13 protein-coding genes are annotated in these 15,651 nt (G+C 34.6%); 11 read left to right on the top strand and 2 right to left on the bottom strand.

Going from position 1 to position 15,651, the window contains the following annotated elements; all coding sequences use genetic code 11:
* The first annotated feature begins 38 nt into the window (after positions 1-38).
* From tagD to AC1RP4_RS04300, 6 genes are all read left to right on the top strand, one after another.
* On the top strand, positions 39-431 hold the full coding sequence (tagD, locus tag AC1RP4_RS04325; protein ID WP_481761509.1) for a glycerol-3-phosphate cytidylyltransferase: 393 nt from the start codon (positions 39-41) through the stop codon (positions 429-431).
* A 52-nt stretch (positions 432-483) separates the two neighbouring features.
* Positions 484-1,689 (top strand): CDP-glycerol glycerophosphotransferase family protein, encoded by a 1,206-nt coding sequence (locus tag AC1RP4_RS04320; protein WP_481761627.1) that lies wholly within the window; start codon positions 484-486, stop codon positions 1,687-1,689.
* A gap of 149 nt (positions 1,690-1,838) precedes the next feature.
* Positions 1,839-3,344: an ATP-binding cassette domain-containing protein gene (locus tag AC1RP4_RS04315; RefSeq protein ID WP_481761508.1), complete on the top strand. Its 1,506-nt coding sequence runs from the start codon at positions 1,839-1,841 to the stop codon at positions 3,342-3,344.
* Positions 3,345-3,368: 24 nt separating this feature from the next.
* The gene (locus AC1RP4_RS04310) at positions 3,369-4,100 is read left to right on the top strand and encodes a LysM peptidoglycan-binding domain-containing protein (RefSeq protein ID WP_481761507.1); all 732 of its coding nucleotides are present in this window, start codon (positions 3,369-3,371) and stop codon (positions 4,098-4,100) included.
* Between the two features lie 82 nt (positions 4,101-4,182).
* Positions 4,183-5,526 (top strand): hemolysin family protein, encoded by a 1,344-nt coding sequence (locus AC1RP4_RS04305; RefSeq protein WP_481761506.1) that lies wholly within the window; start codon positions 4,183-4,185, stop codon positions 5,524-5,526.
* Between the two features lie 121 nt (positions 5,527-5,647).
* Positions 5,648-7,225, top strand: coding sequence for a peptide chain release factor 3 (locus AC1RP4_RS04300; RefSeq protein ID WP_481761505.1), 1,578 nt, complete (start codon positions 5,648-5,650; stop codon positions 7,223-7,225).
* Positions 7,226-7,271: 46 nt separating this feature from the next.
* On the opposite strand, the gene AC1RP4_RS04295 is transcribed toward AC1RP4_RS04300, so the two are convergent.
* The gene (locus tag AC1RP4_RS04295; RefSeq protein WP_481761504.1) at positions 7,272-8,354 is read right to left on the bottom strand and encodes a MucBP domain-containing protein; all 1,083 of its coding nucleotides are present in this window, start codon (positions 8,352-8,354) and stop codon (positions 7,272-7,274) included.
* Positions 8,355-8,505: 151 nt separating this feature from the next.
* The gene (locus tag AC1RP4_RS04290; protein ID WP_481761503.1) at positions 8,506-10,737 is read right to left on the bottom strand and encodes an ATP-dependent Clp protease ATP-binding subunit; all 2,232 of its coding nucleotides are present in this window, start codon (positions 10,735-10,737) and stop codon (positions 8,506-8,508) included.
* Positions 10,738-10,939: 202 nt separating this feature from the next.
* Here AC1RP4_RS04290 and AC1RP4_RS04285 point away from each other — a divergent pair, with 202 nt between their 5' ends.
* From AC1RP4_RS04285 to AC1RP4_RS04265, 5 genes are all read left to right on the top strand, one after another.
* A complete protein-coding gene (locus tag AC1RP4_RS04285) occupies positions 10,940-11,128 on the top strand; it encodes a hypothetical protein (RefSeq protein WP_057973672.1) in 189 nt (62 codons plus the stop codon).
* A 151-nt stretch (positions 11,129-11,279) separates the two neighbouring features.
* Positions 11,280-11,546 (top strand): phosphocarrier protein HPr, encoded by a 267-nt coding sequence (locus tag AC1RP4_RS04280; RefSeq protein WP_409022159.1) that lies wholly within the window; start codon positions 11,280-11,282, stop codon positions 11,544-11,546.
* Positions 11,546-13,267 (top strand): phosphoenolpyruvate--protein phosphotransferase, encoded by a 1,722-nt coding sequence (gene ptsP, locus AC1RP4_RS04275; protein ID WP_481761502.1) that lies wholly within the window; start codon positions 11,546-11,548, stop codon positions 13,265-13,267. The genes AC1RP4_RS04280 and ptsP overlap by 1 nt, the downstream gene beginning before the upstream one ends.
* 148 nt (positions 13,268-13,415) lie before the next feature.
* A complete protein-coding gene (locus AC1RP4_RS04270) occupies positions 13,416-14,597 on the top strand; it encodes a glycosyltransferase family 4 protein (protein WP_481761501.1) in 1,182 nt (393 codons plus the stop codon).
* A 29-nt stretch (positions 14,598-14,626) separates the two neighbouring features.
* Complete coding sequence (locus tag AC1RP4_RS04265; RefSeq protein WP_481761500.1) at positions 14,627-15,649, top strand: glycosyltransferase family 4 protein; 1,023 nt, start codon at positions 14,627-14,629, stop codon at positions 15,647-15,649.
* The last annotated feature ends 2 nt before the right edge of the window (positions 15,650-15,651 follow it).

The raw sequence follows: 15,651 nt of genomic DNA, 5'->3' as shown, positions 1-15,651 counted from the left end.
AAATAAATTATTATTGATAACGACGGAGGAGCAAAAACATGAAAAAAATAATTACTTATGGAACATTCGATTTATTACACAAGGGTCATGTACGTATTTTACAACGCGCTAAAGCAATGGGCGACCATTTAACAGTTTGTATTTCAACAGATGAATTTAACGCAATTAAAGGGAAAAAGGCTTACACATCATATGAAGATCGTAAGTTCATTTTAGAAGCAATTAAGTACGTAGATGAAGTGATTCCAGAAACTGAATGGGACCAAAAAATTAGTGACGTCGTCGATAATCAGATTGATACATTTGTGATGGGTGATGATTGGGCAGGTAAGTTTGACTTTTTAAGCGATTACTGTGAAGTTATTTACTTACCAAGAACAGATGGTATTTCAACAACAAAAATTAAAAAAGATTTAGGGATGAACTTGTAAAATATTTTATTATTTTATCTTTTGTAGTAAGGAGAACAAAATAATGAATGAAATTAAAAAAATAGTCCAAAAAGTGGTTAAGCGGATTGGTCGCCAAATTTTAATAACGTTAAATGATTTTACAATTAAATTTTCAATTAAAAAACACCAAGTTGTCTTTGAAAGCTTTAATGGGCGCGATGTTAACGATAACCCGATGGCCATTTACAAGCAGACTAGACGAGATCTTGGTGAAGAAAATGCGAAGCTTTTATATTTTAGCGTTAAACCAAGCATGTACACTAAATTAAAAGAACAATATCCGGAAATTAATTTAATTAAACGCTTTGGATTTTCTTGGACTATCAAAATGGCGAGGGCTGAATTTTGGGTCTTTAATTCAAGATTACCTATTTGGTGGAAAAAGAATCCGAAGACTACATATATACAAACATGGCACGGGACACCGTTGAAACATTTAGGAATGGATATTGAAAATGTTTCAATGCCAGGTACAACGACAGCGTTATACCATGCTAATTTTAAAGTGGAAACAGCACGTTGGGATTATTTAATAGCGCCTAATCATTATTCAAAGCAAATTTTTGAAAGTGCATTTGCTTTTAAAAATAAATCCTTGGATATTGGATACCCAAGGAATGACATTTTATATGCGGATAATAATGAAAAAGATATTAGAGCTTTAAAGAAAACGTATCTTGGTAATGAAGATGCTAAAGTGGTTCTTTATGCGCCAACATGGCGTGATGATAGCTTTTATACTCAGGGTGTTTATAAATTCGAAATGGCTTTTTCATTCGAATCATTCTTTCAACATGTATCAGACGATACTATTTTAATTATGCGGCCTCATTATTTAGTTAAGAATAGTATTAATATCGAAGGATTTGAAGATCGTGTTAAAATAATGGCAGATGAAAATATTACTGAATTATATTTAATGAGTGATATGATGATTACGGATTATTCGTCAGTGATGTTTGATTTTGCTAATTTGAATCGACCAATGATGTTTTATTGTTATGATTTAGAACATTATCGGGATGAACTACGCGGCTTTTATATCAACTTTGAGATGGAAGCGCCAGGACCAATCGTAGAAAAAGAACCAGATTTCTATAAACAATTGGATGTCTATACGCAAAATGGTGATTATCCTGGTTACGAAAAACAATTTAAAGATTTTCAAAATAAATTTATTGAATGGGATAATGGAAAAGCTTCTCAAAAAGTTTCTGACATTATCTTAGGTAAGTAAGCATATTCTCCTTTTGGGAGGATATGCTTTTTATTTTTTAAAATATAAATACTGATAACATCGGATAAGATGTTAATTTTTAGTGATTAATGGTAGAATTGTATAAGCGTAAGTGTATACATGTTATTATTGAGAATTAAAATAACTGAATGATTAATGGTGATAAAATGGAAGATTATAAAATTCGATTAGAGTATGTTACAAAAGGTATAACAAGTAAAAAAAATCGAAAAATTGATAAAGATTCGAAAGATATTTATTGGGCTTTAAGGGGCATCTCGTTTGATATTTATCGTGGTGAATTTTTTGGTATTATTGGCATGGGTGGCTCAGGGAAAGCAACGTTATCTGACATTCTAGCCGGTAAAGCCAAACAAACAACGGGTTTTCTAACGATGGCCGGTCACACGACGATTGTATCATATGAGACACAATTAAAACGCGATAAAACGGCTGTGCAAAATATTCAAGAAGCAATTACTGATTCTAAGATTGATTACAAAAATAGTGATCAAACTTTGAATAATGTTTTAAATTTTGCTGACTTAGGGGTATTAAAAGAAAGTAAAATTGAAGATTACTCTCCCGATATGCGTGCGCGAGTTGAGTTAGCAATGGCCTTCTTCATTGAACCTGATATTATTATTTTAGATGGTATTCTATCAGCATTAGATGATATTTTTTATCAAAAAACGGTTGATAAAATTAAAAGCCTACAAACAGAGGGCAAAACTTTTGTACTTGCTAGTCAAGATTTACAACAAATGGAGTTCTTAACAGACAGAATTGCCTGGATTCAAAACGGTCAACTGATGGATATCGGTGAGTCTGAAAAAGTCGTTATGAGTTATTTAGATTTTGTTGCTTGGTACGATAGTTTGACTGATGAGAAACGAAGTGAGTACGATAAACAACGTGATTCAGAACGTAAATCATTTAGTGTAGAGACCTTATATACACAATATAAAAAAACGCATTTTGATCCTGATATGCCTCGATCAATTGAGTTGCGTCGTAGAGATGCCTTTTATAACGGACAAGCATTTGACGATACAAAATATTTTTTAAAAAAGAAAAATGGTAAAAAGCACGGTAAACTAGCTTTGATGGTTATTGGTATTTTGATTTTAGCAGTGATAGGAACAGTTTCTGCCAAGTATGTTCAAATGAACAATGACAAGCAAGAATCGAGTTCAATCGCCCAACGTCAGAAGTCTGTAAGTGAATCAAAAAAAATAGCAATTTCAAGCTCAATTAGTAGAGCTGATGTCTCTAAAAAAGTGGTGGCATCTTCTAAATCTAAATCAGCTAAAGCTGCTTCAAGCAAGTCAGCCAAACGGTCTGCTGAAAAAAAGCGGCAGAATGAGTCGCTTGCTAAAGCTAAGGCAGAAAGTGAATCCGTTCTAGCTAGAGAGTCATCTGAAAGGGTGGCTAGTTCTGAGTCAGCAGCAAAAGAAAGTAGTGAAAAGAAGGAAAGTAGTGAAAAGAAAGAAAGTATCAGTAAAATTAGTACGAAGATGTTTGAGGTAGGTAGTGGGGATAGTTTATCAAGTATCGCGACTGCCAATGATACAACCAGTGATCAATTGATGGACATCAATGAATTATCATCAAATCTTTTGCATGTAGGACAAAAAATAAAAGTACCTAAATAAATGTGAGTTAACTCGGAGGAAGTTATGAAATTAAGAACGAAAGTAATTATTGGTATAGTTGCAGTTGTGTGTATCGGTGGTGGGACGATATTAGCTAGTACGAAGGCTGGTCATGACGTCGTTGAGTGGGTTGCTACTCGTGGGTCATCTGACCAACAAAAAAAGGAGTACGCTGAACAACAAAAATTAGCTGAATCGAAATATGGTAAGAGTAAGTCTAGTGAAAAATCAAAACCAAAATCAAAAAAGAAGAAAACTGAAAAGAAAAAATCTGTGTCTAAAAAAAGTAAATCAACGTCGTCTTCGTCGTCAAGTTCTAATATTGATACGGATACGATAACTGTTGTTTATGGTGATTCATTGTCATCTATTGCGTTAAGCCATGATATGACAGTGAAGGAACTAATTGCATTAAATGACATGGAAAATACAACATTAAGACCTGGGCAAACGCTTAAGGTCGTTGCTGGAAGTGGAAAAAGTATAGATACTACATCTTCAGATACAACAGGCACAGATAATACAAGTTCTGATAATACTACTTCAGACAACACAACAAGTTCATACTCTAATGACGATACAACTTCAGATAGTACAAGTACAGCAAGTTCATACTCTAATGCTGATACAAGCTCAGATAGTACAACAAGTTCAGATACTTCTAGTACCGATAACACAACAAGATCATATTCTAGTTCAACATCAGATACAACTAGTTCAACGAGCTCAACTAGTGATGAGACAACTAGCAATTAGCAATCGGATTTCTGCATGTTAATAGGTGTATAATATCCGTAGGTTAAAAAATAAAGACAAATGAATTGGAGCGGATGAGTAAATGAGTTCAGACCCTGGTCACGAACTGCTGTTGCAGCTGTTATTATTAGTCATTTTGACATTAGTGAATGCCTATTTTTCAGCTGCAGAATTAGCAGTAGTTTCAGTAAATCGTAATAAAATTGAGGCAGAGGCGAAAGCTGGAGATAAAGGTGCAATAAGAATTCTTGGTATATTAAATAATTCGACATCATTTTTATCAACTATCCAGATTAGTATTACTTTTGCCGGGTTCTTGTCTTCAGCTTTTGCAGCAACATCTTTGGCTAAATATGTTGAACCATTGTTTGGGAGTGCTGTGTGGGCACATGATGTTGCAGTAGTTATCGTTACGTTGATTTTATCTTATTTTTCATTAGTTTTAGGAGAATTATATCCTAAACAATTGGCACTACAGATGCCAGACAAAATTGCCAGAGCAACGACTGGGCCTATTCAACTTATTGCGATTGTTTTCAAACCATTTAACTGGTTGTTATCAATTTCAATCCGTGCATTAGAAAAAATAACACCAATTAAGTTTAATAAAAATAATATTGAGGTTATTAGTCGACAAGAAATTGTTCATATGATTCAAACTGGTGAAGAGCGTGGTGCTATTGATTCAGATGAATATGAAATGATGGAAGGCGTTATTTCGTTACATACGAAATTCGCTCGTGAAGTTATGGTCGCTAGAACTGATGCTTTTATGATTGATTTACAAAACGATAATGATCGTAATATTGATGCTATTTTAAATCAACCTTATTCTCGTGTACCCGTTTATAGTGATGATAAAGATAACGTCGTTGGCGTTGTTCATATCAAAAATTTGCTTAAAGCTGCTAGAGCAAAAGGGTTCGATAGAATTAGTTTACGTCAAATTATGCAAGAGCCCATGTTTATTCCAGAAACGATGGCTGTTGATGATTTGTTATTCGAAATGAAGAAAACACACACTCAATTAGCTATTTTATTGGATGAATATGGCGGTGTTGTTGGACTTGCCACAATTGAAGATTTAATTGAAGAGATTGTTGGCGATATCGACGATGAGTCAGATAGCCCTGATGATACATTGAGAAAAATTAATGCACATGAATATATCGTACAAGGTCGAATGACACTTGACGATTTTAATGATGAATTTAATTGTGATATCAACGTTAAAGACGTAGACACAATTGCGGGATTCGTCTTAACTGAATTAGGTCGAATTCCCGGTAATAATGAACAACTACAGATTACACTTCACAATGGTATACTTCTCGAAACGGAAAAAATGGACGGTTCTCGATTAGTGGAATTGAAAGTTATGATTCCCGAAACACGGTTAAAAGATACTTTAAAGAGTAAAGAATAAAATATGGGATGATAAGGTCAATAGAACTCTAATAAGTTCCATTGACCTTATCATTTTTTACGTCGAAGTTCATTATCATTTATGATAAACTATGAGTAATATGTTTTAGAGAGGACAAAAAATGAATACAGAAGAATTAGAGACTCAAGTAAAAAAACGCCGAACATTTGCGATTATTTCTCATCCCGATGCTGGTAAAACAACCATTACAGAACAATTACTTTTATTCGGTGGGGTTGTCCGTTCTGCCGGAACAGTTAAGGGTAAAAAATCTGGTACTTTTGCAAAATCTGATTGGATGGAAATTGAAAAGAAACGTGGTATTTCTGTTACTAGTTCAGTTATGCAATTTGATTACGCCGATAAGCGGGTTAATATTTTAGATACACCTGGGCATGAGGATTTCTCGGAAGATACCTACCGAACATTAATGGCCGTAGATTCTGCAGTCATGGTTATTGATTCTGCAAAAGGAATTGAACCACAAACAAAGAAATTATTTAAAATTTGTAAAATGCGTGGCATTCCTATTTTCACATTCATCAATAAGATGGATCGTGATGGACGTGAGCCACTTGATTTAATGGCTGAACTCGAAGAGGTCTTGGGCGTTGAATCATACCCAATGAACTGGCCAATTGGTATGGGTAAAGGCTTAAAGGGATTATACGATATCTACAACCATCGTATTGAACTTTACCAAAAAGAAGATAAAGGCATGGACTACGTTGATTTAAATGACGCCGGTGAGATTGAAGGCGACCATCCTTTAAAAGAAGATAGTATCTATCAAGAAGTGCTAGATGAAATTGAATTATTGGGCGATGCTGGTAATACCTTTGATGAAGCAAAAATCGCAACAGGGGATTTAACGCCGGTTTTCTTTGGATCAGCATTAACTAACTTTGGTGTAAAAACGTTCTTAGATATTTATTTGAACTATGCACCAGCACCACAAGAACATAAAACGATTGAAGAAACAACGATACAACCAACAAATGAACATTTTTCTGGGTTTGTTTTCAAAATTCAAGCAAATATGAATCCTAATCATCGTGATCGAATTGCGTTTATTCGAATTTGTTCAGGTGAATTTGAACGTGGGATGGATGTTAAATTAGCAAGAACTGAAAAGAAAATGCGTTTATCTAATTCAACCCAATTTATGGCAGATTCTCGTGAAGTTTTAGAATCAGCTGTAGCTGGCGATATTATTGGATTATATGATACTGGTAATTTCCAAATTGGCGATACAATCAGTAACATGAAGAAACCAATTACCTTTGAAAAATTACCTCAATTTACGCCTGAATTATTCATGAGCGTTAATGCTAAAAATGTAATGAAACAAAAATCATTCCATAAGGGTATTCAACAGTTGGTTCAAGAAGGTGCTGTTCAATTATATAGAAGTTACAACACGGGTGACTATATTCTGGGTGCCGTTGGTCAACTTCAATTTGAAGTCTTCCAATTCAGAATGTTAAATGAATATAATTCAGAAGTTATCATGACACCAATGGGTTCTAAAACAGCTCGCTGGATTGATCCAGAACAATTGGATGAAAAGATGTCAAGTTCACGTAACTTACTTGTTAAAGATCGACAAGACTTACCGTTGTTCTTGTTTGAAAATGCATTCGCAGAACGCTGGTTTGCTGACAAATATCCAAACGTTACATTAACATCAAAACTATAAACGAAAAGAGGTATACCAATTGGTATACCTCTTTTTTGAGTGCTTATTAATTTAATGAGTAAGGCATTTTGATGTAAGTTTCATCAATAAAACCACCATCTTTTAATTCAAACCAAACATCATTACTTGATGATAACTGACTGATTAAAGTAACTTGTGTATTGTCAGCTAAAACTCGTAATTTTTTACCATAAGGTTTAGTGTAAATAGTTACAGATTTATTAGGAATGTAATCAATTGAAGCAGAGTGATTGATTATTTTTTTAGTAAATTCATTGGTGTCATTGTCGGGTAATAAAGCATATTTGGGTTGAATAATCATTTTTACATTAGAAGTACTTTCTAACCATTGATTGCCACCTATGCTGTACCAAATAGTTCCCAAATTCGTTTCGATTTTTTCAAATACTTGTAAAATAACGCCAGCAGGTAAGAAGGCGGGATAGGAGTTACCCTCGGGTAAGTCATAAGGACGTACGCGTTTTGTAATCTGGATGTATGCGTCAATTTGATCGACGGTTTTCCAATTGATGTTGCGATAATAATAGTAGATGGTTTGTTGTTCATTTGTGAAAGTACCATAACTAGTTTTTGAGGCACGCAATAAATTGAACCCTGGAATATTGACAGGGTCATAAGTGAAAGGGTCATTCAAATGGCCACGTAGTAAAGTGGGTGAGCCGATTAAGTAGCCACCATCAATATCTTGATTATAAATCCAAACGGCAGCGCCATGTTTCTTTTCATAGCTTAAAATAATAGCACCATAGTTGGTTACAAAAGTACTTGTGAATCCCGAAATGCCAACTAGATTATAATCATTGATTGGTTCAAATTGAAGTCTTAAATCGCTACCTATAGTGCCACTGATAATTTGCGGACGAGATAGATTATTATTATTTTGGTCTTTATAGTAAACAATCATTGTGGCATCTGAAACAGATGTTGGTAGAAAAGTTTTTTCTTCAATGACTTCATGTTTCTTTTGTTTTGGTGCCTTATATTTTTTTGTTGATTCAGAATTGAATACAAATTGTATATCGGAAGTGGAAGTAGGTTGGTCATTTTTTGTAAAAACAGACAACATATTCCGGAAGAAATCTCTTAAGGCGATTTTAATCAGCTCCATTCATAATCTAATATCATAATTATAACCTAAAAAGATTAATTATTGGGGAAAAGTGTTTGAAATATCGTTTATTTATTTAAAAGAATGAATAAAATAAAAAAAGATGCAGACTCAGAAAAAATTATCTGAGTCTGCATCTTTAGTTTAGCCTTTACTTTTCAACGTTAGAGTCGGAATCTTTAACATCAGTAGTTGTATCGGCTGATATCTTAATTTCATCTTTTTCAATTTTTGCAGCTAATTTTGTTACATCAGGATTATCAAGGTAGAAGTCAGCTATTTGATCTTCAATCTGTTCCTGGATAACACGTCTTAGTGGACGAGCACCCATTGCGGGATTGTAGCCTAAATCAACTAATTTTTCTTCAACCCGATTTGTAACGTGAAGTTCTAAGTTTTGATTTTTAAGAACTTTATTAACGTCATCAAGCATGATACTTACGATTGAAACTAAGTTTTCTTTACTTAATGAGTTAAATTCAACGATGTCATCAAAACGGTTTAAAAATTCAGGACGGAAGTAATTTGATAGTTTATCAATGATGGCATGGGTTGCACCAGTTGACGTTGCACCAAAGCCAACATTTGCTTCAGCATCAGCACTACCAGCGTTAGATGTCATAATGATAATCGTATCTTTGAAACTTACCACGCGACCTTGTGAATCTGTTAAACGGCCATCTTCAAGAATCTGCAAGAACATATGCATAACATCAGGATGTGCTTTTTCAACTTCATCTAACAAGATTAAACTGTATGGATTACGACGAACTTGTTCAGTTAATTGACCAGCTTCTTCATAACCAACATAGCCAGGAGGGGAACCAATCAATTTAGAAACTGAATGGTTCTCCATGTACTCACTCATATCGAAACGAATCATTGATTCTTTTGTTCCAAATAATTCTTTTGATAATTGTTTAGCAAGTTCTGTTTTACCAATTCCAGTTGGTCCAACAAACAAGAATGATCCGATAGGACGCCCAGATTTATTGAATCCAATCCGGTTACGGCGGATGGCGCGGGCCACTTTATCAATGGCGTCATCTTGGCCAATGACATTAGCTTGAAGGGAAGTGGCTAAATTTTTCAATTGTTGTTGCTCTTTTTCCTTTAGTTCGCCTACAGGAATCCCTGTTTTTTCTTCAATAATTTGTTCCATTTCTTTTTCGGTTACAATTGGTAATTCATCAGAATCAGTATTACTATCTTGTAATTCTTTGAATTTTGCGACTTGATCGCGATAGTAGGCTGCTTTTTCATAATCTTCGTCGGTTAGTGCAGCTTGTTTTTGAGTTTCAGCGTTTTTAATTTTTTCTGCAACTAATTTGGGATCAATAGCTTTAATGGTTAAATTCATTTTTGACCCAGATTCATCAAGTAAATCGATGGCTTTATCTGGTAAAAAACGATCTTGAATGTAACGGTCAGAGAGAGAAGCAGCAGCTTCAATTGCTTCATCACTATAATGAACATGATGGTAAGCTTCGTATTTCTTTTGAATACCTTTTAAAATGACGATTGACTCTTCGACACTAGGTTCATCAACTTGGATAGGCTGTAAACGACGTGCAAGCGCAGCATCTTTTTCGATTTGACGATATTCATTTAGAGTTGTTGCGCCAACGAGTTGTAATTCGCCTCGAGCAAGAGCTGGTTTTAGAACGTTACCGGCATCCATACCACCTTCAGCATTACCAGCGCCTACAATTTCATGAATTTCATCAATGAATAGAATGATAGACTTATCATTTTTAAGTTCCTTCATTAATTGTTGCATTCGTTCTTCGAACTGACCACGAATACCCGTTCCTTGAACTAATGAAACAACATCTAATCGAATAACTTGTTTGTTTAAAAGTTTTTGAGGAACAGCTGAATCAACAATTTTTTGAGCTAATCCTTCAACGACTGCTGTTTTACCAACACCAGCTTCGCCGATTAGAACAGGATTATTTTTTGTCCGACGATTCAAAATTTCAATGATTTGATTAATTTCTTGATCGCGACCAATGACCGGGTCAATATTTCCTGCCCGTGCCTCATCGGTTAAATTAAGACCGAATTGACCAAGGATTGTATCCTTACCATTATTTTTATTAGCGCCACCATTTCTACCAGCTTGGGTAGGAGGTGTCTGCTCTTTTCTTTGTGAACTATTATTTTGACTATTTGGTGCAATCGCATTAAATAAATCATCAAGGTTACCAAAGCTAAATGGATCTTGTTGATTATTACGGATTTGACCATTACTTAAACGCTCTTGTTCATCTTTTAGTAATCGATAACAATTTTGACATAAATCGTATTCTTGATGTTGACCATTTAAGTTAGTTGATAAGTGTATTGTCGCTGGATTGATTTGACAATTTTGACAGATCATATGTGTCACAACCTTTCATATTTCGTTCGTATAGTTTAGTTTATCTAAGATCAAAAACATGTTGACCATCTTTGACCTTCGATGAATAGTATACAAAATATGGAAAAATTCTGCAAGCAATTAGAACTCCTTTTTTACATTTTATGGAGGCTAATCTATAATGAATTTAGTATAGTAGATTTTAGTGAAAAGAGGTTTGAAAATGAGCGAAGATTATAAAGCAAAAATTGATGCATTGATTGCTGGTGAAATAGAGACAATAACAATCAACCCAGATGAATTTATGGCGTTTCAACTTGTTTGGCAAAAAGAAAAATTACGTAAGGCAATCGTTGGTAATGCGCAAAGAGAAGGTCAAATTATTTACAAATATGTTAGTTTGAAAAACTAAAGACTTGTATCATTTTTTAAATAATGGTATTATTTGTCTCTAAAGACTAATGTGTTTAATTTATTAATGAAAACGTGTTCTTTGCTTTTGTTAGTGGGTTATGCATTTTTCTAAAATAAAAAAATATAGAACATCAAGGAGATAATTAATTATGGAAAAGAAAGACTTTCACGTAATCGCAGAAACAGGTATCCACGCGCGTCCAGCTACATTATTGGTACAAGCAGCAAGCAAATTTACTGCTGACGTTGCTTTGGTTTACGGAGAAAAATCAGTAAACTTGAAATCAATCATGGGCGTTATGTCATTAGGCGTTGGTCAAAATGCTGATGTAACAATCACTGCTGATGGCGCTGACGAAACAGATGCAATCGCAGCTATTACAGAAACAATGACGAAAGAAGGACTTGCTGAATAATGTCGAAAATGCTAAAAGGGATTGCTGCTAGTGATGGTATTGCCATTGCTAAAGCATATATGTTAGTTCAACCCGATTTGTCATTCTCGCAAGTAAGCATTGAAGATCCAGAGTCAGAAATCAAACGCCTTGATGCTGCTGTTGCAGCATCAAGTGAAGATTTGAAACTAATCAAACAAAAAGCTGCAGAAAACCTCGGCGCAGAAGAAGCCGAGGTTTTTGAAGCTCATTTGACAATCCTTTCAGATCCTGAACTTATGGGCAACATTGGCGATAAAATCAAAAATGATAAGGTCAACGCTGAAGCAGCATTGAAGGATGTCACAGATATGTTCATTTCAATGTTTGAAGATATGACTGATAATGCTTATATGCAAGAACGTGCAGGCGATATTCGTGATGTTACGAAACGTGTAATGAGTCATTTATTAGGAGTTACAATTCCTAATCCTGCTCTTATCGATCAAGAAGTTGTGGTCGTTGCACATGATTTAACACCATCGGATACAGCCCAATTAAATCGTAAATTTGTTAAAGGATTTATTACTGATGTTGGTGGACGTACTTCTCATTCTGCTATTATGTCTCGTACGCTTGAAATTCCTGCTGTTGTAGGCGCTGGTGATCCAACGACTGCAATCTCAGAAGGTGATATGGTTATTGTTGATGGTATCAATGGTGACGGAATTATCAATCCTACTGCTGAAGAAATTTCAACATATGAAGCAAAAGCAAAAGCTTTTTCTGATCAAAAAGCTGAATGGGAAGAACTAAAAGACGCTAAAACAGTTACTGCTGATGGCGTACATTTTGATTTAGCTGCTAATATCGGTACACCTAAGGATGTTGAGGGTGCAGTAGATAATGGTGCTGAAGCAGTTGGTTTATTCCGTTCAGAATTCTTATACATGGATGCTAGTGAATTACCTTCAGAAGATGATCAATTTAAAGCTTATAAAGCTGCAGTTGAAGGTATGAATGGTAAACAAGTAGTTGTAAGAACAATGGATATTGGAGGCGATAAGGAATTACCTTACTTGCCATTACCAGAGGAAATGAATCCGTTCTTAGGATATCGCGCAATCCGTATTAGTTTGGATCGTCAAGATATTTTCAGAACACAACTTCGTGCTCTACTTAGAGCTTCTCATTATGGACAATTAGCAATTATGTTCCCTATGATTGCAACTGTTGATGAATTTAAATCAGCAAAAGCTATCTATACTGAAGAACGTACTAAGTTAATTGACGCTGGTGTACCAGTAGCAGATAAACTTGAAGTCGGTATGATGATGGAAATTCCTGCTGCTGTTATGAACGGTGATCATTTGGCTAAGTATGCTGATTTCTTTAGTATTGGTACAAATGATTTAATTCAATATTCAATGGCTGCTGATCGAGGTAATGAACAAGTGTCATACCTTTACCAACCTTATAACCCATCAATTTTACGTTTGATTAAAATGGTAATTGATTCGGCTCATAAAGAAGGTAAGTGGGCAGGTATGTGTGGCGAAATGGCCGGCGATCAAATTGCCGTACCTATTTTAGCTGGAATGGGACTTGATGAATTCTCAATGAGTGCTTCGTCAATTCTTAAAACACGTAGTTTAATGAAAAAATTAGATACAACAAAAATGAAGGAATTAGCTGATAAAGCTGTTTCTGACTGTGAAACTAATGAAGAAGTTATTGCATTAGTTGAATCTTACATGAAATAAATTAAACACAAAAAAACTGGTAATTTCGATTATCAGTTTTTTTGTGTTTAATTGGGAATAGATGAGAATAGTCTACTTTTATTGCATAACGGGTGAGAAACCAATATAATTAAAACTATTATATTAGAATAGACAAGGGGACCTTATCGTGAATATTGGAATTTTTACAGATACATATTTTCCACAAGTGAGCGGTGTGGCGACTTCAATAAAAACACTAAGAAACGAGCTCGAAAAAGAGGGACATACCGTCTATATCTTTACGACGACTGACCCACATGTTGATAAGACAGTATATGAACGTAATATTTTTAGATTCTCTAGTATTCCATTTGTTTCTTTTACAGATAGAAGAATTGCTGTTAGAGGCTTATTTCAAGCTTACCAAGTGGCAAAAGAACTAAATTTAGACGTTATTCATACACAGACTGAATTTTCTATGGGCTGGATTGGTAAATTTGTTGCAAGAAATTTAAAAGTTCCTTGTTTACATACCTATCATACAATGTATGAAGATTATTTACATTACATTGCCAATGGTAAGTTATTGAAACCATACCATGTTAAGCAAATGACAAAAACATTTGCATTCCATATGAGCGGGATTATCGCACCAAGTACACGCGTTCAGACGTTGCTACAGAAGTATGGTGTGAAATCAGAAATACGAGTTATCCCTACAGGGGTAGACATTTCTCAATTTGAACAAATTGAAACAGAAGATTATCGTTCTAAATTAGACATTTCTGAAGATCAACCAGTCATGCTTGCGTTAAGTCGATTGGCATTTGAAAAGAATACACAAGAAATTATTGATGGTATGCCAGCGATAATTAAAAAAGTACCGAATGTTTTACTCTTGATTGTAGGGGATGGTCCGGCACGTGAAACCCTTGAAGAGCAAACAGAAAGTTTAAATTTAAAGGACAACGTCAGATTTATTGGTGAAGTTGATAATGATGAGGTATTCCATTTTTATCAGTTAGCAGATTTATTTGTGTCTGCATCAGTAACAGAATCTCAAGGATTGACGTTTATCGAAGCTTTAGCTGCTGGAACACCGGTTATTGCTAAAACGGGTAAATATACTGACGAGTTAATGGAAAAACCAGAAGTTGGTAAAACTTTTTCATCTGAAACTGAAATGGTGACTGATATTATTGATTACTTAAATAGATGTCATGAAGAAGTTGATCCAGAGCCAAGATTAGAAAAGTTAAAAGAAATTTCAGCGGCAACATTTGGATCAAAAGTTGCTGAATTTTACCAAGATGCTCAAATTCATTATGTTGAAATAGAAGAAGAGGATGACGAAATCAGTCATCTATAAACGAATTTATTTTCAAAGGAGTTTCAACCATGCTATTAATTAACATGTTTTCTGCGGCCAATTCGGTTAAAGGACAAGGGGTCGGTAGCGCATATACCGAAATGATGAAGTTGCTCAAAGAACGCTTTCCAACTGAATTCAAAATTAGTGTGAATAAATATAGTCGCTCAGATATTAGTCATTACCATACCATCAATTTTCCTTATTACCTTTCGACTTTTATGCCAGGTAGAGGTAAAAAAATTGGCTATGTCCATTTTTTACCAGAAACACTTGAGGGAAGTGTTAAAATTCCACAACCTTTTAAAGCCATTTTTTATTGGTATGTAATTGCTTTTTATAAACGAATGGATCATATTGTCGTGGTTAATCCAAGTTTTATTCCAAAACTTGAAGCGTTTAAGATTCCAAAAGAACGCGTCACGTATATTCCTAATTTTGTTTCAAAAAAAGTTTTTTATGAAAAAACCGTGGAAGAAAAACAAGCTTTTAGAGATGCGTTAGGTATTCCAGCCGATAAATTTGTTGTTTTTGGTGATGGTCAAGTTCAAGAAAGAAAAGGTGTGCCCGATTTTATTAAGTTAGCTAAGCAAAATCCTGATATCCAATTTATTTGGGCCGGTGGCTTTTCATTTGGTAAGTTAACTGACGGTTATGCTGAATTAAAAAAAGTAGTTGATAATCCGCCTAGTAATTTAACGTTTACTGGGATTATTGATCGAGAAGCTCTAGTAAATTATTACAATATTGCTAACCTTTTCTTACTGCCATCTTTCAATGAATTGTTTCCAATGTCAGTATTAGAAGCATTTAGTTGTGGGACACCTGTATTATTGCGCGATTTAGATCTTTATAAAGCGGTTATTGAGGGCTATTATGATGCCGCGACAGATGTTAATGGTATGCAAATTAAATTGAGAAAATTAAAAGAAGATCCCAATGCGTTATCAGTTTTGCATGACAAAGCAGATCAGGCATCAGCATACTATTCTGAGGATAGATTGGCTGAAATTTGGCATCAATTTTACTTGGACCAGAGCAAAGAGGGCTAAAA

The organism is Dellaglioa sp. CoH-56-MRSF-10, assembly GCF_056782175.1.
This window is presented reverse-complemented; position numbering and strand designations above follow the sequence as displayed.